The following is an 18,903-nucleotide window of genomic DNA, read 5'->3' on the forward strand; positions in this document are numbered from 1 at the left end:
TGAATACATGTAGCCTCCAAAGGGCTACATTTTTTGCAAACTTCATAATTCAAGACAATGTTCAAAAAAATATTAATTGCAAATAGAGGCGAGATTGCCCTGCGCATTATCCGTACCTGTCGTGAAATGGGTATCAAGAGTGTCGCAGTATATTCCACTGCTGATCGAGATAGTTTACACGTAAGATTTGCGGATGAAGCCGTTTGTATTGGTCCTCCTCCAAGTAGAGATTCTTACTTAAACATTCCGAATATTATTTCTGCTGCTGAATTGACAAATGCAGATGCAATTCATCCAGGATATGGCTTCTTATCGGAAAACGCACGCTTTTCAGCAATCTGTGCAGAATATGGTATCAAATTTATTGGTGCTACTGCAGAACAGATCGAAAAAATGGGTGATAAATCCCGTGCTAAGGATACCATGAAAAAAGCTGGAGTTCCTACAGTTCCGGGATCTGAAGGTTTGATTTCAGGTGTAAAAGAAGGTATTACATTAGCGAATGAAATTGGCTACCCAGTCATCATCAAAGCAACTGCTGGAGGTGGTGGTCGTGGTATGCGAATCATTTGGAAAGACGAAGAGTTCGAACCAGCTTGGGATTCTGCGCGTGTTGAATCTGCTGCTGCTTTCGGTAACGATGGCATCTACCTTGAAAAATATGTAGAAGAACCGCGTCACATCGAATTCCAAATTGTGGGCGATCAATTTGGCACGGTATGTCACCTATCTGAACGTGACTGCTCGATACAACGTCGTCACCAAAAATTGATCGAAGAATCTCCATCACCTTTTATGACTCCTGAGTTGAGAGCTGAGATGGGTGAAGCTGCAGTCAAAGGTGCTAAAGCTGTAAACTATGAAGGTGCTGGTACAATCGAATTCTTGGTTGACAAACACCGTAATTTCTATTTCATGGAAATGAATACCCGTATCCAGGTCGAACACCCTGTAACGGAAGAAGTAATCAACTTTGATTTGATCAAAGAGCAGATAAAAGTGGCCGCAGGAATTCCGATCTCTGGTAAAAACTATGAACCAGGAATGCATGCGATTGAATGTCGTATCAATGCGGAGGACCCTTTCAACAATTTCCGTCCTTCACCAGGTAAAATCACCAACTTCCACTCACCAGGCGGACATGGTGTACGTGTAGATACACATGTTTACTCTGGTTATTCAATTCCGCCGAACTATGACTCGATGATCGCTAAATTGATCACTGTGGCACAAACTCGTGAAGAGGCCATCTGTACTATGGAGCGTGCATTGAGCGAATTCGTCATTGAAGGGATCAAAACAACCATTCCTTTGCATTTGAGATTGATGCGTGACCCTAACTTTAGAGCCGGCAATTTCACAACAAAGTTTATGGAAACTTTCGACCTAACGGAATATCCAGCAGAAGATTAAATAAAATTATCTTTACATACATAAAAAATACCATTCTTTACAATAAGAATGGTATTTTTGTTTCCAAACAATTTTTATGAGTACACCTAATTCGAAAGATCTAATACAAGCTATTAAAGATAAAGGGAAGAATATAGAAGCAGAAATGTCTTTTTTTGACCACCTTGAGGTTTTGAGATGGCATTTGGTCCGTTCAGCAATTGCGATCTGTATCTTTGCAGGTATTGCCTTTACATTCTACGATTTCGTATTCAACGATATCATCATGGGGCCAAAGAATCTAAATTTTTGGACCTATCGCATGATGTGTAAAGCCGCAGATGCTTTCAATTTAGCGGACTTCTGTGTCAAGAAAATCCCCTTTAATATCATCAATACCGAACTAGCAGGTCAATTTATGCTTCAGATAAACTCCTGTTTATTGATGGCTTTGATGATGGGCTTCCCTTACCTTCTTTTTGAAATCTGGTTATTTGTAAAACCAGCATTGACCGATGTAGAAAGACGGTCTGCACGTGGTTTTGTCTTTTACGCTTCTTTATTGTTTATCTTAGGTGCACTCTTCGGATACTACATCGTTGTACCCTTATCCATCAACTTTTTAGCAAATGTATCCCTAAGTGATGAAATCGTCAACCAGATTACTATTGATAACTACCTTTCTACGATATCAACGTTAACATTGGGCTGTGGGATTGTTTTCCTACTTCCAATACTGGTATTTATCCTCTCGAAAATAGGCATTATGACCCCTGAATTTATGCGGGCCAGCCGTCGTTATGCAACTGTAATTATTTTAGTGATAGCCGCTATCATTACACCTTCTGCAGATGTGATCACCATGTTGACCGTTGCAGCACCAATGTTCTTATTATATGAGATCAGTATCATGGTTTCTGCGGATGTCAAAAGAAAAAAAATAGCACAAGAAAAATAAAATAACAATAAAAATGAGCAGCGTAAAGAAAATTGCGATTGGAAGTGACCACGCGGGTTTTGAGTACAAAACAGCTTTGGTAAGTTTTCTAAATGAACTGGGGTATGAAGTAACAGACTTTGGAACAAATTCTCCAGATTCAGTTGATTATCCAGATTTCGCACACCCAGTTGCATCAGCGGTAGAAAACAAAGAAGCTGATGCTGGAGTCTTAATTTGTGGAAGTGCAAATGGTGTTGCTATCACAGCGAATAAACACCAAAATATCCGTGCTGCGATCTGTTGGTTGGAGGAAATTTCGGCCTTAGCCCGTCAGCATAATGATGCGAACGTCGTATGTATACCTGCACGTTTTATTGACCTTGACCTTGCTAAAAAGATCGTCAACACATTTATGAACACGGAATTCGAGGGTGGACGTCACGCTAACCGTGTAAACAAAATAGCTTGTAGCTGTTAATAAATTAACATTTTTTAAGAAGCGGATGAAAGGTAAACTACACTTTTCATCCGCTTTTTTTTATATATTGTGCAGATACTGACACCTGTTATACGAATTAAGCAGATGATGCTCGCTTAATCCGGTTAATTAGAATTACAAAAATAAAGCGTTGAAAGTCGCACTAGTAAAAAATAAACAATGAAAAAAATATACAACCTGCTTTGGATCGCATGCTCCCTGATGAGCTGTGCAAAAGCACAGGACGTAAACAGTAAATATGCGGATGAAATCACAGTAGAATCTACACAGAAGCATCTGCGCACATTAGCTTCTGTCGATTTTGAAGGCCGAGGGACCGGCCAAAAAGGGGGGCGCCTGGCAGCAGAATATATTGCTAATGAATTTAAAAAATATGGCCTTAGTGCGCCTGTCAATGGATCCTATTTCCAACCCCTGCAGCTAATTCGCAACAGCTTTAAGGTAAAGCAATTTAGTATTAACGATAGACCATTCCAGCATGGTAAGGACATTTTTGTCATTGGCAACAATGAGAACAAGTTCTTCGAAAGCAATGAAATTGTGTTTATAGGCTATGGCATAGATGATCCCAAGTATTCGGATATCTCAGGCATGGATCTCCACAATAAGATTGTTATGTTGATCAATGAAAATGAGCCAACAGATGAGAAAGGGAATTCATGGATTACCAGCAAAAAGACTGCTTCGGACTGGGCAACAACCCGAAATAAAAAAGTCAAAGAGATCCTTAAACACAGTCCCAAAATGGTACTAGCCATCAATAGTCAGCTGTCTCAACTTTTGGAGGATGCAGGAGACCGTGCTATTGAGGGCCGTTATAATTTGGCGGTGGACCAACCCGCGCCGGAAAAGTCGCCGATGATCCCTGTGGTCAATATTACAGACCATGCAGCAAATTATATTCTAAACCTAGCGAGAACCAATCTTGCTACTGTGGTTGCAAAGATTAATCGTACGGGACAACCGAATTCCTTTGTTATTTCAACAAATTTTAAAGCTGAGTTTGGCACCAATGCGGCTCCTTTAGCCGATCCAAATATTCTTGGTTACCTGGAAGGAACAGATAAAAAAGACGAAATCGTTGTGATTGGAGGACACTACGACCATGATGGAATGGATTCCAAAGGAAATATCTTCTTTGGGGCCGATGACAATGCCTCGGGCACAACAGCCGTCCTTGAGTTGGCACGTGCTTTTTCTAAAGCTAAATCAAGCGGAAATGGCCCACGACGCAGTATTTTGTTCATCACCTATGCGGCAGAAGAAAAAGGTTTACTGGGTTCCAAATTCTATACAGAAAACCCTATCTTTCCATTGAAAAACACCGTTGCCTGCATTAATATTGATATGATTGGCCGTGTTGACGACAAACATCTCAAAGGTAATCACGATTATATCCATGCGATCGGTTCAGATAAATTGAGCTCGGAGTTATATCAGATCAATAAAAATGAGAATGAAAAAAATACGAAACTGGAGATTGACTATATGTATGACAATCCAAAGGATCCTATGCGCCTCTACTATCGCTCCGATCATTATAACTTTGCCAAGAAAGGTATACCATCTGTGTTTTACTTTTCGGGCTTGCATCCGGACTACCACACGCCTGCAGATACCTATGACAAGATCGACTTTCCATTGATGGTTAAACGTGAAAAGCTCGCATTTTACACCGCATGGCAAATAGCCAATCGAGAAAATCGCCTGGTGGTTGACAATAATAAAGAGTAAGGTCAAATTATCGGCTGTAATAAGGATTACTTTATACTATATAAAAAAGCAAGTAAATGATTGTTTACTTGCTTTTTTATGTATTAAAATGACCTTTAGCATAAACCTTTTATCCACAATTATTGTTATCTTTAATACAAAACAAGTATAATTTATGGCTTTTGTAGATTACTATAAAGTGCTTGGCATTGATAAAACAGCTTCAGCTGATGAGATCAAAAAAGCATATCGAAAACTAGCCCGTAAATACCACCCTGATGTCAACCCCAATGACAATGAGGCCAAACAACGATTTCAGGAGATTAATGAGGCAAATGAAGTATTATCCGATCCCGAAAAGCGCAAAAAATATGACCAATACGGTGAACATTGGCAACATGGAGAGGAGTATGAAAAAGCGCAGCAACAATACCGTCAGTCCCAATCCACCGGAGGAAATCCATTCGGAGCTGGGGGAAATCCATTTGGTAGCGGCGGTTCCCAGGAGTACACTGGAAACTTTGATGATGGGCAATTCTCGGATTTCTTCGAACAGATGTTTGGCAGCAGACGCGGGGGAGGCCGCCAAAGTACATTTCGTGGGCAGGACTTTAATGCTGAACTCAGCTTAACCTTACAAGAAGCTTACACCACACATCAACAGACCTTCAATATCAATGGAAAAAGTATCCGCATCACGATTCATGCTGGAGTGGAGGATGGTCAAAAAATCAAACTGAAAGGATATGGCAGTGAGGGCATCAACGGGGGGCCAAAGGGAGATCTCTATATCACAATTAACATCACACCAGATGCCCGTTTTAAACGCCAGGGGAATGACTTATATACTACACTTGATGTAGACCTTTATACAGCTATTCTAGGCGGCGAAGTGACCTTAGATACATTCGGCGGAAAAGTTAAACTGAAAATTAAAGCCGAAAGTCAAAATGGCGCAAAAATGCGACTTAAAGGAAAAGGATTCCCCTTATATCGCAAGGAAGGTGAATTTGGCGACCTGTATGTCACATTGAATATCCAAATGCCCAATAATCTGTCTGCCGAAGAAAAGGCATTGTTCCAACAGTTGAAGGATTTAAAACAATAATCTTATGGAAACGACACTCATTAAAGTCATTGACTTCTGCCAGTCCAGAAAGGTTGAAACAACCTTTCTGCAAAGCATGGAGGAATACGGACTCATACATATTGTCATTCAACAAGAAGAACAATATATTGATGAAGAGGAGCTCCAAAAATTAGAGCGTTTTTCAAATCTCTATTATGACCTTGAAGTAAACCCTGCAGGAATTCAGGTTGCTAGCCATCTATTGGAAAAAGTTGAGCAGCTCCAAAATGAAATTTTGCATTTAAAGAATAAATTGAAAGCCCTGGATTATTGATCCAAGGCTTTCAATTTATTCTTTAGAATTCCACATCCCGCTCTGTATTCACCTTAGTCTGCCAAACAATCTTGTCTTGCAATGTGGTATACAGAATTTCATAATCCCCTTTACAGGTCACAAAGGAACCATAAAAATCACCGGGCTTCATCACGCGGTAAACAACCAGTTTTCGTTCTCCGCCAACTTCACCATAAGCTTTCATTAACATATAGCCTGTTTTATTCACCTTTTCTTCAGGGATTTTATAATCCAAATGTGAACGGCTACTACCATCATCGGGGCATAAAATCTCTGTGCGGCTCGGGGTAAATTTATAACGGTCGCGATACATAGCAACATTGGACATGACCACATCCTTCGCCCACGCGATATCGGTAAAATCCTCAGGGAAGAGAAAGATCAGCGACACCATTTTCTCTTGCCAAAGGCGCCCATTAAACGGAATTACAAAATGAAGCAGCTTTTGTCCCTTAAAAGTTGTAGTCGTATAAAAATATCGCCCTTCCTTATTTTGCTCCCGTTGAAAAGAACTTAAATCAAGTAGGTGATTTTTCTTCCCTTTTACATTTGGCGAGTTGTTCACTACAGCAAGCATGTCATACTGATATTTTCCTTCCAGATGTCCAGAAAACAAAACCTGATACGCGGTATCTGAATAGCGTAAATGGCGCAATACACGACGAAATCGATTGTCAACCTGCTTTGCATTAATTGGATTAGTCTTACCTTGCCAATTTTTCTCCTCCATAATATCATCCCCGAGGAATACGGTGAGCTCTTTGTTAATATTAACAAAATACTCATCTCCTTGTACAGCAAAACCGTTGGGAACCACTTTATAGGACTTACAGGACGAAAGCATGGCCAAAACCACAATAAAATAGAAAATTTGAATGAATCTGCTCTGCATATTTATGATCTAATCTTTACTTCTTTAAATTTAAACGAATCGGCAATGTGTAAGCAACTCGCACCGGTTTACCGTTAACTATCCCCGGCTTCCATTTTTTTGCACCTTTTAAGAGCTCCAATGCCGCCTCTTTGGTTCCATAACCAAGATCTTTTTTTACATCAACATGGGATAAACTACCATCCTTTTCGACAATAAAAACCACTTCAACAATGCCATTAACCTCCCGTTTAATTGCTGCTTCAGGAAAAACAAAATTATCGCCTACCCAGATCATAAAAGATCGCATTCCCCCAATAGGTGTTGGTTGCACCTCAACTTTATCAAAAGTTACTAAATCGGACTGAAAATCCAACGAAAGATTCCAGCGGTCGCGTTCATCTTCCGTCCTTATCGCTTTTATTTCCTTGAGTTGTTTTTCCGTCTCTTCACCAGATTCAGCGCCAGGGAATGAATGAGATGACATCCGAACCTTTCTGCCCAATGTGTCGGTTTCCTCCCAATAATAAGTTGTTTTTCCGCCAACGGTAACAGGTAAGGAAAGCAGCGATCGAACGACTTTCCCATTGACGATTGCAGGTTTCCATTTCCCACTTGCTTTTACACCATTTTCCACAGCTGATGCCAGGCCATGCCCCAAATCATTCTTAGCCTTTATATGGCTCAACTCACCGTTTTTCTCCACGATGGCTGTGATGACAATTACCCCGATCACATTATTCTTGATAGCTTCATCACTCACTTGAATTCTACTGCTCAATCCCATGACATACTTTTTCATTCCTCCAACTGGAATGGCCAATACCTCTGGATCTTTGTAGACCTTCATGTCTTCATTTACCTGTTCGTTTTTTAACTCCTCAGGTTGGTTCGATAATGTCTGCTCATCAGTCACAGTTAACCTATTGACGCTTTCTTCAACATCCGCTACCATATCCTTGGCCCTACTCGTATTAAAGACCAACGTAGACCCCGCTACCACCAATAGCATGGGCAACACAATCACATATAACAAGCGTTGCCTTTGTACAGATTTAACTTTAAATAACATCGTGATGCGCTGCTTTAAAAAAGAATGGTTGGAAAACTCATGTGAAAAAGCCAATTGATCTGTACGTAATGCATGAGCAACCAGCATTTCTGCATAAGCCACTTTATCGGTCGAGCAAATTTCATCTACAATATACTCGTGTTGAAACCTTATTTCCTTTTGAAAGAAATACACAACAGGATTGAACCAATTGAAAATTTTGAGCAGCTCAATCAACACCAAATCGTAGGAATGTCCCTGCGCAGTATGGACCTGCTCATGCCATGCAATATTCTCCTTGTTTTTAATCGATTTTCCAATCACGATCCTATTAAAAAAAGAAAAACTCAGGTATTCAGGAGAAGAGCGCAATACCCGAACAAGTTGCCTGATGCGTATCACCAGGAAAAAAAAGGCGACTCCCACTCCTATCCAATAAATCTTGGTAAGAATATCCAACAGAAAAAGAGGTTTTTCTTCGATCGGGCTCCCGATTTCGACATCCATATATGTTCCTAAATCGACCTGTGGAATATGATTGGAAATCATCTCTGTCTTGGGCAATTCAATAAAAATACCCACGGGAGCTAATAAAGAGAATGCAACCATTCCAATCAGATAGATCCGATTCCATTGAAAAAAAGTAAGTTTTCTAAAAATCAGTTTGTAGAGCACAAAACTGATAATCAATGAAACATTGACAATCAATAAGTAAATCATAATCAAAAGTTTATAAAAGAGTATTGGTTGTTATTTATTACGTTCGATGATGGACAAGATGTCATCAAGTTCTTTGATGTCCAACCTATTCTCCTCCAAAAAATAAGAGAGCATACTTTTGGGCGAATTATCAAAATAATTGGTTAATAACTTACCTGTAATACCTTTCTTATACTCCTCTTTTGAAATCTTTGGTAAATATTGATGACTTTTACCAAAAGATTCATGCGTTACAAAGCCCTTCGTTTCAAGAATACGAACGATGGTCGAGACCGTATTGTAGGCCGGTTTCGGTTCCGAAAGTCGATCAATAATCTCTTTGACAAAGCCACGGCCCATCTCCCAGAGCTCTTGCATAATCTGCTCCTCAGCTTTCGTTAACTCTTTAAAATCCTCCATAACTCCTCAAGAATAAAATAAATACCTGAATAATAAATCAATAGACAAGGTATAACTAAAAACATAGTTTTACAACTAATAAATTAGTTTAAACATAAACAAACTGACAATCAGCGTATTATTTTTTCTTTAATCTGTAATGTAGTCATTTTTATTCATCGAAATTCTTTTTCCTTGAAGCTTTCAATTGAGATTGTTGCTTCTTTCGATCCAGCCTTTTAAGAACACTCGAATACGGAGTTTTGGTTTTCTTACGAGGTTTTGCTGGCACAAGTGCGGCCGTCAATATACGCTTAAAGCGATCGATTGCGATTTCTTTATTGCGGACCTGCGACCGATCGATATCGCATTCCAATTGCAGTATTCCTTCTTTATTTATACGATTTGTCAACGCAGTGAACACCATAGCTTTTTCCTCAGCAGAAACAGCTGTCGATAGCGCAACATCCCACTGCAGCAATACTTTCGATGACACCTTGTTTACATGTTGTCCACCTGCTCCACCCGACCTGGAAAACTTAAACGTAAGTTCTCCTATTACTCCTTCTAAATTCATTTATTTTTAAATGCTTCTTCTATTTTTTCCATCTTTTTTAATAGAAAGCTCAACTTTTCCACTTGATCCCGTTGAACTTCGACAAGTTCTTGTTCTTTGCGGATAATGAGATGATCTATTTTTTCATGCAATTCCCTGATTTCGAGTTCAGCTTTTAAGTTGACCATATAGTCATTTCTTGCGCGTTCACGGTCCTTATCTTCCTGTCTGTTTTGACTCATCATAATAACCGGAGCTTGCAAGGCCGCTACACAGGACAAAATCAAGTTAAGTAAAATAAAGGGATAAGGATCAAAGCCTTTATTATTTAACCAAAAGAAATTGGCTGCAATCCAAACAATCAAAAATAAGACAAAGGAAATAATAAAGGTCCAGCTTCCGCCAAACTCAGCCACTTTATCTGCAACCCGATCTCCTACGCTGACTGGCTCCTTATTATCTCCGTCTAAACTTGCGCTGATTACTTTATTTTCCTTAAAGCTATTGATTACCTGTTGGTCCAATTGACTTAATTGCCCCGACTCATCCTTCAAAAATTCGGAGATATAAGTTTCCTTAAATCGTGTCAACTCGCTTGCGGCGATATACTTGTCCTTACTAAAACTTGGATATTCCTTTTTTATCAGCTTGAAAATAGGTTGTCGGATTGAAGCCCCCAAAATACGTTGCTCTGAAGGAAATTGCTGTCCTGAAATATCACTTATAAAGTTATCCATATACCGATTTAATGTCTATTTAAAGATAGTGCTTTTTAACCAATCAAAAAATTCACAAAACTATGGCAATTGGTTTTTGTTATTTTACGCATAAATAGTCGAAATTTGCAACACAAAATTCATGAATAAGCGTTATCAATTTTTCATGTTAGCATGAAATAATTTAAAAAGACAATTGTTAAGGTAAATAACTTGGTCGGCGCCTCATGAATAAAAATAGTTTATATGTGATAGACGTCACATGTCTTGGACGACAACACGCAGAATACTAACATTAGGTTCCTTGGAGCCTTTAAACACAAATTAAACAGCGCGTATAACGGGATGCCGTTAAAAATATACGCTCAGACATAATTACGCAGATGAAAATAGGAATTGTTTGTTATCCCACCTTTGGTGGAAGTGGTGTTGTTGCAACCGAACTAGGAAAGGCCTTGGCCGCTAATGGACATGAGATCCATTTTATCACCTACCGACAACCCGCACGTCTGGATTTCTTCTCTGAAAACCTATACTACCATGAGGTAGCTGTTTCGCAGTATCCACTTTTTGACTTTCTACCCTATGAATCTGCATTAGCCAGCAAACTGGTTGATGTTGTTCGTTTTGAAAAGTTGGATTTGATTCACGTCCACTATGCCATTCCACATGCATCGGCGGCATTTATGGCAAAACAGATCTTACTCACTACGTATGGCATTAATATTCCTGTAGTAACGACCTTACATGGTACAGATATTACACTGGTTGGTAAAGACAAGAGTTTTAGTCCTGTTGTTACATTCTCCATCAATCAATCCGATGGCGTAACTGCGGTATCACAGAATCTGAAAGATCAAACGCTCCAATACTTTGACATTACCCGAGACATCAAAGTGATCCCAAACTTTATTGATCTGGACAGGTTCAGCAATAAAGATCGGTCACATTTCAAAAAAGCGATCGCACCGGGCAATGAACGTATATTGGTTCATACCTCCAATTTTAGGAAAGTTAAAAATACAGAAGATGTTATTCGTATTTTTAAGAAAGTACATGATGTAATCCCTTCCAAATTATTAATGGTAGGTGATGGTCCAGAGCGTCGAAATGCAGAGGAACTATCCAGAGAGCTTGATGTATGCAAAGACGTACGTTTCTTGGGGAAACAGGATGCAGTAGAAGAAATATTGTCTGTATCGGACCTTTTTCTGATGCCTTCAAGCTCGGAAAGCTTCGGTCTAGCGGCCCTAGAAGCCATGGCCTGTCAAGTTCCGGTGATCTCTTCCAACACCGGTGGTTTACCTGAACTGAATGAAAACGGTATCACTGGATTTCTCAGTGCTGTAGGTGATGTTGATGATATGGCGAAGAATGCAATTTATATCCTTGAAGATGGGGAACGCTTAGAGAAATTTAAAGAAGCAGCGTTAAATCATGCAAAAAGATTCCAATTGTCTAATATTATGCCTTTGTATGAGCAGTATTACCAAGAAGTCATTAATCAAACAATAAAAGCACAATAAATATCACTTTAAGGCTTAAGGGATGAAAAAAATATTTTATCTTTGACCTTTGGAAAATTTCCAAAAAAACAATTATGAAATACAAACGTATCTTATTAAAACTTAGCGGTGAATCCTTAATGGGTGACCAAAGCTATGGTATCGATATTAACCGTGTATCACAATACGCTAATGATATCAAAGAAATTCACGATCAAGGTTTAGAAATTGCAATTGTTATCGGTGGTGGTAATATATACCGTGGTCTAAGCGCTGAAAAATCAGGCATGGACCGTGTTCAAGCAGACTATATGGGCATGCTTGCCACAGTCATCAACAGCATGGCTCTTCAAGATGCGCTTGAGAAGGTTGGGAAAAAGACACGTTTGCTTACTGCGATCAAAATGGAGCAAATCTGCGAACCATTTATTCGTAGAAGAGCCGTTCGCCACTTGGAAAAAGGCCGTATTGTTATTTTCGGAGCTGGTACTGGAAACCCATATTTCACGACAGATACTGCTGCATCTTTGCGTGCAATCGAAATCAATGCAGATGCTGTATTGAAAGGAACACGTGTAGATGGTATCTATACTGCCGATCCTGAAAAAGATCCTAGTGCAACAAAATTTGAAGAAATATCATTCACAGAGGTTTATGAGAAAGGATTAAATGTCATGGATATGACTGCCTTTACCCTTTGTCAAGAAAACAAATTACCGATCATTGTATTTGATATGAACAAACCTGGCAATTTATTAAAACTTGCCAATGGTGAACATGTCGGAACTGTGGTTAAATAATTTAAATCTGTAAAAAACGTAATCTTATATGAACGAACTAATTTCAATTGAATTGGACGATTGTAAAGACAAGATGTCCAAAGCAGTTGCTCACACCGAATCCGAATTAACTAAAATTCGTGCCGGTAAAGCTTCTCCATCTATGTTAGATGGAATTTCAGTAGACTATTATGGTAGCGCCACTCCGCTTTCACAAGTGGCCAACATCAATACAACTGATGCACGGACTATTGTCATTCAGCCTTGGGAAAAATCGCTTATCAACGCAATTGAAAAATCTATCACAGACGCCAACCTAGGAATCAATCCGCAGAATGACGGTATCGTTATTCGTCTAAATGTTCCTCCTTTGACAGAAGAAAGAAGACGTGACCTGGTTAAAAAAGTAAAAGAGGAAACTGAAAAAGGCCGTATTGGTGTTCGTAATATTCGTAAGGATGTCAACGAATCCATCAAAAAATTAAAAAATGACGGTGCTTCAGAAGATGAAATTAAAACTGCCGAAGGTGAGGTTCAAAAGTTAACGGATGCATTCATTGTAAAAGTTGATAAATTGGCTGAACTGAAAGAAAAAGATATCATGACTGTTTAAGTGTTCCTACTTGAATAGAAAAAAGGTCTGAAAAATATTCAGACCTTTTTTATTGGTATGAAGACCGCCCCACTTCTCACCTAAAACGGACTCTTACCGCCCCACAATACCTAATCTCTCCGAAGATTTTATAGTTTATAAAATCAACATACTCTTCAAAAATATTCCTTGTTGCACCATTGATTTCTGAACAAATAATTGTACATTGTACACTAACAAGTAATCAATTATATGATGAACAATTCTCGCCGTCAATTTTTAAAGCAAGCTGGAATAGGTCTTTCGGCAGCTTATCTAGTGCCCAACTTTATATCTTGTCAAAATAAAGCCGGTGCAATCAGCGACAATCCATTACAGAATATAGGCGTACAGCTTTATTCCATCCGCGATTTAATGGATAAAGATCCGAAAGGATCTTTGGAACAAATTGCCAAAATTGGGTATAAACATGTTGAGCTCTATGGTATAGACGCCACAGCCAAGCAGTTCTGGAAATTGCCCTACAAAGAGTTGAAGAAAATATTGGATGATAACGGTCTAAAAACACATTCAGGCCATTACGACATGTCCAAATACCTAAGTAAAGCCCACACCGACAAAGAAGACCTTACAGTTTATTTTGATGCAGCAAAAGAGCTTGGTCAAGAATATGTAATTGCTCCTGTAACACCGATGTTTGATCTGAATGCATTGAAAAAAGACGATTATCTCTATGCTGCGGAACAATTAAATAAAGCTGGTGAGCAGGCTAAAAAGCTGGGCTTAAAAGTTGCTTATCACAACCATTTCTGGGAATTCAGGGATCTCGGAAATAATACAACTGGAGAAGAGGTAATGCTTGCATTTACTGAGCCCGACCTGGTCGATTTTGAATTAGATCTTTTCTGGGCAGAGAAAGCGGGTAAAAATCCGATAGCACTCTTCGAAAAGTTTCCGAATCGTTTTAAACTTTGGCATGTCAAGGATATGGATAAAACAAAATCCAATCCTATTGAATGGCCCAAAGATGGGAAATTGCCGATTGAGCAAATCTTCAATGATATCAAGTATACCGAAGTGGGGACCGGAAGCATCAACTTCCCTGAAATCGTTAAAGAAAGGAATAAAGCCGGACTTAAATATGCTTTTGTTGAGCAAGACAATATCTATATGCCAAATAAGATGGAAAGTCTCAAAAAAAGCTACGACTATGTACAGGCAAATCTTACAAAATAAAAAAGGGAGCAATGCTCCCTTTTTTATTTTGTAAGATTGTCAGCTTAAAATTCGGTATCTTCTACCTCTACTGCGGTCTCGATTACTTTTCTCGCCAACTCTTCTTTAAATTCGATGATATTCTTGCTGATTGTTTCATCATGTGTACCAAGAATCTGAGCAGCCAATATACCTGCATTCTTCGCAGCATTTAAAGCGACAGTTGCTACAGGAATACCATTGGGCATCTGAAGAATGGAAAGTACCGAATCCCATCCATCAATGGAATTTGATGATTTTACAGGCACGCCTATCACAGGTAAATGTGTAATAGAAGCAACCATTCCAGGCAAATGCGCCGCACCACCCGCTCCAGCAATAATAACTTTCAAACCACGAAATGCTGCATTTTTCGCATAATCAAACATACGTTGTGGCGTACGATGTGCTGAGACGATCGTTACCTCAAATTCCACCCCAAGGGCTTTGAGCACATCTATAGCATCCTGCATAACAGGAAGGTCTGATTTGCTTCCCATGATAATGCCTACCTGGGCCTTATTATTGACTGACATAGTATTGTTTAAGCTTTAACTTTTAATATTTCTTGTACTTTTCTTGCATTGGAGATCGCTTTCTCCCGATCATCATTGATGATACAAACATGGCCCATCTTGCGGAATGGCTTCGTATATTTCTTCCCATATAAATGGATATATACGCCTTCCATTGCCAACACCTCTTCTACTCCCTCATATTTGGCCAATCCTTCATAGCCAGGTTCACCTAACAGGTTAATCATAACGGCATTCGTTCTGCATCTGGTATCACCTAACGGTAGATTGAATATAGCCCTTAAATGCTGCGCAAATTGCGACACATAATTACCCTCTATTGTCTGGTGACCACTATTATGAGGGCGCGGCGCCAATTCGTTGACCAAAATATCACCATTTTTCGTTAGGAACATCTCTACAGCCAATATACCTACGACCTGCAAATCATCGGCAATCTTTTTTGCTATCGCCTCTGCGCGTTGTTGAATCTCTACACCATACAAAGAAGGCGCAATCAAAAATTCCACCAAGTTAGCCTGAGGATTAAATTCCATCTCCACCATTGGAAATGTAGACACCTCCCCCTTATCATTCCGGGCAACAATGACCGCAATTTCCTTTTCAAAATCTACCCATTCTTCAATTAAGCTAGCTTCTTCGAACGCCTCTTGTATATCCTGTTGGGTAACAATCTTCTTCACCCCTTTTCCATCATATCCATCCTTACGCAATTTCTGGATATACGGTAAGCTTAACGAGGCATTTACTAAATTATCCTTATTGGATATCAATTGAAACGCCGAAGTTGGTATATCGTTTTGTTTAAAAAATTGCTTTTGTAGACCTTTATCTTGAATCAGACGAATGATACGTGATTGTGGGTACACGATTACTCCCTCGCCTTCCAGTTTCTCCAAAGCATCTACATTCACCTTCTCGATCTCGATGGTGATCATGTCCAAATCCTTACCGAAATTATAGACCGTTTCAAAATCGCCCAATGAACCACATTCAAATTTATTGCACAACTTGCGACAAGGAGCATTCTTATCCGGGTCCAATACATGAACGTTTATATTGTAATTAATGGCTTCCTGGATGAGCATTCTTCCCAGTTGACCACCGCCAAGAATACCCAATTGCAATTCACCATAAAAATCTTTTGCCATAATTGATTTAAAATCTTATAAAATTTATCTTTTAAGCTTTTCCGCTGAACAATTGCTCACCTAACAAGCTTTCTTTGTCTATCTTTTTTTGCAACTCGATAAAAGCACCAATTAGTGCCTCGGGACGTGGCGGACATCCCTGGACATAAACATCCACAGGGATAACGCGATCTACCCCCTTGACCACATGATAACCATGCTGCCAATATGGACCACCACAGTTGGAGCAAGAGCCCATCGAAATAACATATTTAGGATCTGGCATCTGTTCATATAGTTTCTTGATACGATCGGCCATCTTAAAGGTAACCGTTCCAGCAATAATGATCACGTCGGATTGCCTTGGAGAAGGCCTTGGGAATACGCCCATCCGATCTAAATCGTAAGTTGAAGCCATTGCCCCCATCATTTCAATGGCACAGCAAGCAATACCAAAGCTCATAGGCCACATCGAAGATAATCTTGCCCAATTCAGCAAATCATCTAATTTGGCAACAATAACACCATTATTCTGCAATTGGCTATCTAAACTCATGCTTACTCAGGTTTTTTAAATCGAGGTTTAAAGGCTGGTTTCGGCGTCGACACCTGTTCATCTACCGTTGTTTTGTGTGCGACAGTTTCATCTACAACCAGTGCAAAATCACGCACCTGATAAGTCTTACTATTCAGGCTCGCATAGGCGCTATCCGGAATAGGTACAGGAACTTTAGGTAAGGACACATTCGGTTTAACCCATTCTAAATCACCCTTTTTCCAGACAAAAACCAATCCTAGAATTAAAATACCAATGAACATAGCCATTTCTATCATGGTAAACCACCCCCATCTTCCATCTGCCGCAATATATTCGGACTGTCCAAATACAGTGGCCCATGGAAAAATAAAAATAAGCTCCACATCAAAAAGTAAAAATACGAGGGCGATCACATAAAACCGTGGATTAAACTGAACCCAAGAAGAACCAATGGGATCCTCACCACATTCGTAGGTACCAGATTTGATGGGATTATTCTTTTTCGGAGAGATTAAACGTGCAAGAAAAATGGTCGCACAGACTAACAGCGCCCCTATCAGAAGAATGATAAGGATTTTGCCGTATTCCGATAATTGCGCGGGGTCATCCATAATAATTACAAATTTAACAAATATTTCGTTCACTCGGGTGAGGAACTTGAAATTACGAATTATTTCTTTAAAAACAGTTCGAATTTTGCGGAATCAACCACCAGTATCCTGTCCGCAAGTAACCTAGATTCATCTTGCACAGCGCATAATAGAAACGAAAAAATTAATCAAAAAGGCAATACAATGATCAAAACCTTCATGACTTCGCAGACACCAACAGCAATGAAAGCGGACTGAAGGTTCTTTTTGGCCAATAAGATCAGACACTTTCAGAAAAAAAAATAGGGCATCGTATAAAACGATGCCCTTCTTATGATGTAACTATTCTCTAAAAATTACATTTTTCCTGGCATTTTGGGCATATTACGCATCATTTTAGCTGCCATCGCTGGATTAGACATCTGCTTCATGACTTTACGCATATCACCAAATTGTTTCAATAACTTATTCACTTCATTAATATCAGTACCTGATCCTTTCGCAATACGTAAACGACGTTTTTGATCAATGACATCCGGGTTTTCGCGTTCAAAAGGTGTCATGGAATCGATAATCGCTTCAATGGGTTTGAAAGCATTGTCATCTACTTCAATATCTTTCATTGCTTTACCAACACCAGGGATCATTCCCATAAGGTCTTTCATATTACCCATTTTCTTGATTTGTTGAATCTGGGATTTAAAATCGTTGAAATCGAATTTATTCTTACGGATTTTCTTTTGGAGCTCTGCAGCTTGCTTCTCGTCAAACTGTTGCTGCGCACGTTCCACTAAGGATACGACGTCACCCATACCCAAAATACGGGATGCCATACGATCAGGGTGGAATACATCCAATGCATCCATCTTTTCACCTGTACCAATAAACTTAATGGGTTTATTAACGACAGATTTAATCGATAATGCAGCACCACCGCGTGTATCACCATCCAACTTAGTCAATACTACACCTGTAAAGTCCAGACGGTCGTTGAACGTTTTAGCTGTATTCACAGCATCTTGACCAGTCATTGAATCCACAACAAATAGGATTTCGTCTGGTTTTGTCGCTTCTTTAACTGCAGTAATCTCAACCATTAAAGGCTCATCGATCGCCAATCGACCAGCTGTATCGATGATTACAATATTATTTCCATTACGTTTTGCTTCTTCCACACCCGCCTTGGCAATTGCAATAGGATCGTTAGATTCACGATTCACATACACTGGTACGCCCACTTGTTCCGCGAGCACTTCCAATTGATCAATCGCTGCAGGACGGTAAACGTCACCAGCCACCAACAATGGTTTTTTATTCTTTTTATCTTTAAGGTACAAGGCCAACTTACCTGAGAACGTTGTTTTACCAGCACCATTCAAACCCGCAATTAAAATCACTGTTGGATTTTTTCCTGTCTCAAGCTCTGTAACAGATCCGCCCATCAAAGCTGTCAACTCATCATTCATGATCTTCGTCAACAATTGGCCTGGGGAAATACTTGTCAGTACATTTTCGCCTAAAGCTTTTTGTTTAACATCGTCGGTAAAAGTTTTGGCAGTTTTATAATTCACATCGGCATCCAACAACGCTTTGCGAATTTCTTTCATCGTTTCTGCAACGTTGATCTCGGTAATACTACCTTGTCCTTTTAATACTTTAAAGGCCCTATCTAACTTATCTTGAAGATTTGAAAACATAAAATCTGAATCTTATTCTATA

20 protein-coding genes are annotated in these 18,903 nt (G+C 39.4%); 10 read left to right on the plus strand and 10 right to left on the minus strand.

The window, feature by feature from the left end; translation table 11 throughout:
* Positions 1–57 precede the first annotated feature (57 nt).
* The 6 genes from accC (at position 58) to GVK91_RS17280 (ending at position 5,947) form a co-directional block, all read left to right on the plus strand.
* A complete protein-coding gene (gene accC / locus GVK91_RS17255; protein WP_153847209.1) occupies positions 58–1,413 on the plus strand; it encodes an acetyl-CoA carboxylase biotin carboxylase subunit in 1,356 nt (451 codons plus the stop codon).
* A gap of 76 nt (positions 1,414–1,489) precedes the next feature.
* A complete protein-coding gene (gene tatC, locus GVK91_RS17260) occupies positions 1,490–2,350 on the plus strand; it encodes a twin-arginine translocase subunit TatC (protein WP_153847210.1) in 861 nt (286 codons plus the stop codon).
* 13 nt (positions 2,351–2,363) lie between these two features.
* Entirely contained in the window at positions 2,364–2,810 is a 447-nt protein-coding gene (gene rpiB / locus GVK91_RS17265; protein ID WP_088160307.1) for a ribose 5-phosphate isomerase B, read from the plus strand.
* 180 nt (positions 2,811–2,990) lie between these two features.
* Complete coding sequence (locus GVK91_RS17270; RefSeq protein WP_159730474.1) at positions 2,991–4,565, plus strand: M28 family peptidase; 1,575 nt, start codon at positions 2,991–2,993, stop codon at positions 4,563–4,565.
* Between the two features lie 154 nt (positions 4,566–4,719).
* Complete coding sequence (locus tag GVK91_RS17275; RefSeq protein ID WP_159730476.1) at positions 4,720–5,652, plus strand: DnaJ C-terminal domain-containing protein; 933 nt, start codon at positions 4,720–4,722, stop codon at positions 5,650–5,652.
* Positions 5,653–5,656: 4 nt separating this feature from the next.
* Positions 5,657–5,947, plus strand: a complete 291-nt coding sequence (locus tag GVK91_RS17280; RefSeq protein ID WP_088160304.1) for a chaperone modulator CbpM — start codon at positions 5,657–5,659, stop codon at positions 5,945–5,947.
* A gap of 22 nt (positions 5,948–5,969) precedes the next feature.
* Here GVK91_RS17280 and GVK91_RS17285 read toward each other — a convergent pair whose 3' ends face one another.
* From GVK91_RS17285 to GVK91_RS17305, 5 genes are all read right to left on the minus strand, one after another.
* Positions 5,970–6,860 carry a hypothetical protein gene (locus GVK91_RS17285; RefSeq protein WP_153847214.1) on the minus strand — a complete coding sequence of 297 codons (891 nt, stop codon included), beginning with the start codon at positions 6,858–6,860 and terminating at the stop codon, positions 5,970–5,972.
* Positions 6,861–6,876: 16 nt separating this feature from the next.
* Entirely contained in the window at positions 6,877–8,610 is a 1,734-nt protein-coding gene (locus GVK91_RS27395) for a M56 family metallopeptidase (protein WP_200845651.1), read from the minus strand.
* Positions 8,611–8,640: 30 nt separating this feature from the next.
* Positions 8,641–9,009 carry a BlaI/MecI/CopY family transcriptional regulator gene (locus GVK91_RS17295; protein ID WP_075991136.1) on the minus strand — a complete coding sequence of 123 codons (369 nt, stop codon included), beginning with the start codon at positions 9,007–9,009 and terminating at the stop codon, positions 8,641–8,643.
* 151 nt (positions 9,010–9,160) lie between these two features.
* A complete protein-coding gene (gene arfB, locus GVK91_RS17300; RefSeq protein ID WP_159730478.1) occupies positions 9,161–9,565 on the minus strand; it encodes an alternative ribosome rescue aminoacyl-tRNA hydrolase ArfB in 405 nt (134 codons plus the stop codon).
* A complete protein-coding gene (locus GVK91_RS17305) occupies positions 9,562–10,281 on the minus strand; it encodes a DUF1003 domain-containing protein (protein ID WP_159730480.1) in 720 nt (239 codons plus the stop codon). Before GVK91_RS17305 ends, arfB begins: the two co-directional genes overlap by 4 nt.
* A gap of 362 nt (positions 10,282–10,643) precedes the next feature.
* Between GVK91_RS17305 and bshA the strand changes: the two genes are divergently transcribed.
* From bshA to GVK91_RS17325, 4 genes are all read left to right on the plus strand, one after another.
* Positions 10,644–11,786, plus strand: a complete 1,143-nt coding sequence (bshA, locus tag GVK91_RS17310; protein WP_075991133.1) for an N-acetyl-alpha-D-glucosaminyl L-malate synthase BshA — start codon at positions 10,644–10,646, stop codon at positions 11,784–11,786.
* Positions 11,787–11,860: 74 nt separating this feature from the next.
* Positions 11,861–12,565 carry a UMP kinase gene (gene pyrH, locus GVK91_RS17315; protein ID WP_075991132.1) on the plus strand — a complete coding sequence of 235 codons (705 nt, stop codon included), beginning with the start codon at positions 11,861–11,863 and terminating at the stop codon, positions 12,563–12,565.
* 28 nt (positions 12,566–12,593) lie between these two features.
* The gene (gene frr / locus GVK91_RS17320) at positions 12,594–13,157 is read left to right on the plus strand and encodes a ribosome recycling factor (RefSeq protein WP_075991131.1); all 564 of its coding nucleotides are present in this window, start codon (positions 12,594–12,596) and stop codon (positions 13,155–13,157) included.
* Positions 13,158–13,388: 231 nt separating this feature from the next.
* The gene (locus GVK91_RS17325) at positions 13,389–14,372 is read left to right on the plus strand and encodes a sugar phosphate isomerase/epimerase (RefSeq protein ID WP_235032947.1); all 984 of its coding nucleotides are present in this window, start codon (positions 13,389–13,391) and stop codon (positions 14,370–14,372) included.
* A gap of 44 nt (positions 14,373–14,416) precedes the next feature.
* Here GVK91_RS17325 and purE read toward each other — a convergent pair whose 3' ends face one another.
* From purE to ffh, 5 genes are all read right to left on the minus strand, one after another.
* Positions 14,417–14,926, minus strand: coding sequence for a 5-(carboxyamino)imidazole ribonucleotide mutase (gene purE / locus GVK91_RS17330; protein ID WP_088160297.1), 510 nt, complete (start codon positions 14,924–14,926; stop codon positions 14,417–14,419).
* 8 nt (positions 14,927–14,934) lie between these two features.
* On the minus strand, positions 14,935–16,077 hold the full coding sequence (locus GVK91_RS17335) for a 5-(carboxyamino)imidazole ribonucleotide synthase (RefSeq protein WP_153847218.1): 1,143 nt from the start codon (positions 16,075–16,077) through the stop codon (positions 14,935–14,937).
* A 31-nt stretch (positions 16,078–16,108) separates the two neighbouring features.
* Complete coding sequence (locus tag GVK91_RS17340; RefSeq protein ID WP_046674041.1) at positions 16,109–16,612, minus strand: NADH-quinone oxidoreductase subunit B; 504 nt, start codon at positions 16,610–16,612, stop codon at positions 16,109–16,111.
* Between the two features lie 2 nt (positions 16,613–16,614).
* The gene (locus tag GVK91_RS17345; protein WP_159730482.1) at positions 16,615–17,205 is read right to left on the minus strand and encodes an NADH-quinone oxidoreductase subunit A; all 591 of its coding nucleotides are present in this window, start codon (positions 17,203–17,205) and stop codon (positions 16,615–16,617) included.
* 335 nt (positions 17,206–17,540) lie between these two features.
* Entirely contained in the window at positions 17,541–18,881 is a 1,341-nt protein-coding gene (gene ffh / locus GVK91_RS17350; protein ID WP_159730484.1) for a signal recognition particle protein, read from the minus strand.
* Positions 18,882–18,903 lie beyond the last annotated feature (22 nt).

This window comes from Sphingobacterium sp. 18053 (assembly GCF_902706145.1).
GTDB classification, from domain to species: Bacteria; Bacteroidota; Bacteroidia; order Sphingobacteriales; family Sphingobacteriaceae; genus Sphingobacterium; species Sphingobacterium paramultivorum.

What these genes read in the sequence shown, in the direction of transcription:
- accC (WP_153847209.1), top strand. Translation starts at nt 58, where the DNA reads ATGTTCAAAAAAATATTAATTGCAAATAGAGGCGAGATTGCCCTGCGC.
- tatC (WP_153847210.1), top strand. Translation starts at nt 1,490, where the DNA reads ATGAGTACACCTAATTCGAAAGATCTAATACAAGCTATTAAAGATAAA.
- rpiB (WP_088160307.1), top strand. Translation starts at nt 2,364, where the DNA reads ATGAGCAGCGTAAAGAAAATTGCGATTGGAAGTGACCACGCGGGTTTT.
- GVK91_RS17270 (WP_159730474.1), top strand. Translation starts at nt 2,991, where the DNA reads ATGAAAAAAATATACAACCTGCTTTGGATCGCATGCTCCCTGATGAGC.
- GVK91_RS17275 (WP_159730476.1), top strand. Translation starts at nt 4,720, where the DNA reads ATGGCTTTTGTAGATTACTATAAAGTGCTTGGCATTGATAAAACAGCT.
- GVK91_RS17280 (WP_088160304.1), top strand. Translation starts at nt 5,657, where the DNA reads ATGGAAACGACACTCATTAAAGTCATTGACTTCTGCCAGTCCAGAAAG.
- GVK91_RS17285 (WP_153847214.1), bottom strand. Translation starts at nt 6,860, where the DNA reads ATGCAGAGCAGATTCATTCAAATTTTCTATTTTATTGTGGTTTTGGCC.
- GVK91_RS27395 (WP_200845651.1), bottom strand. Translation starts at nt 8,610, where the DNA reads ATGATTTACTTATTGATTGTCAATGTTTCATTGATTATCAGTTTTGTG.
- GVK91_RS17295 (WP_075991136.1), bottom strand. Translation starts at nt 9,009, where the DNA reads ATGGAGGATTTTAAAGAGTTAACGAAAGCTGAGGAGCAGATTATGCAA.
- arfB (WP_159730478.1), bottom strand. Translation starts at nt 9,565, where the DNA reads ATGAATTTAGAAGGAGTAATAGGAGAACTTACGTTTAAGTTTTCCAGG.
- GVK91_RS17305 (WP_159730480.1), bottom strand. Translation starts at nt 10,281, where the DNA reads ATGGATAACTTTATAAGTGATATTTCAGGACAGCAATTTCCTTCAGAG.
- bshA (WP_075991133.1), top strand. Translation starts at nt 10,644, where the DNA reads ATGAAAATAGGAATTGTTTGTTATCCCACCTTTGGTGGAAGTGGTGTT.
- pyrH (WP_075991132.1), top strand. Translation starts at nt 11,861, where the DNA reads ATGAAATACAAACGTATCTTATTAAAACTTAGCGGTGAATCCTTAATG.
- frr (WP_075991131.1), top strand. Translation starts at nt 12,594, where the DNA reads ATGAACGAACTAATTTCAATTGAATTGGACGATTGTAAAGACAAGATG.
- GVK91_RS17325 (WP_235032947.1), top strand. Translation starts at nt 13,389, where the DNA reads ATGATGAACAATTCTCGCCGTCAATTTTTAAAGCAAGCTGGAATAGGT.
- purE (WP_088160297.1), bottom strand. Translation starts at nt 14,926, where the DNA reads ATGTCAGTCAATAATAAGGCCCAGGTAGGCATTATCATGGGAAGCAAA.
- GVK91_RS17335 (WP_153847218.1), bottom strand. Translation starts at nt 16,077, where the DNA reads ATGGCAAAAGATTTTTATGGTGAATTGCAATTGGGTATTCTTGGCGGT.
- GVK91_RS17340 (WP_046674041.1), bottom strand. Translation starts at nt 16,612, where the DNA reads ATGAGTTTAGATAGCCAATTGCAGAATAATGGTGTTATTGTTGCCAAA.
- GVK91_RS17345 (WP_159730482.1), bottom strand. Translation starts at nt 17,205, where the DNA reads ATGGATGACCCCGCGCAATTATCGGAATACGGCAAAATCCTTATCATT.
- ffh (WP_159730484.1), bottom strand. Translation starts at nt 18,881, where the DNA reads ATGTTTTCAAATCTTCAAGATAAGTTAGATAGGGCCTTTAAAGTATTA.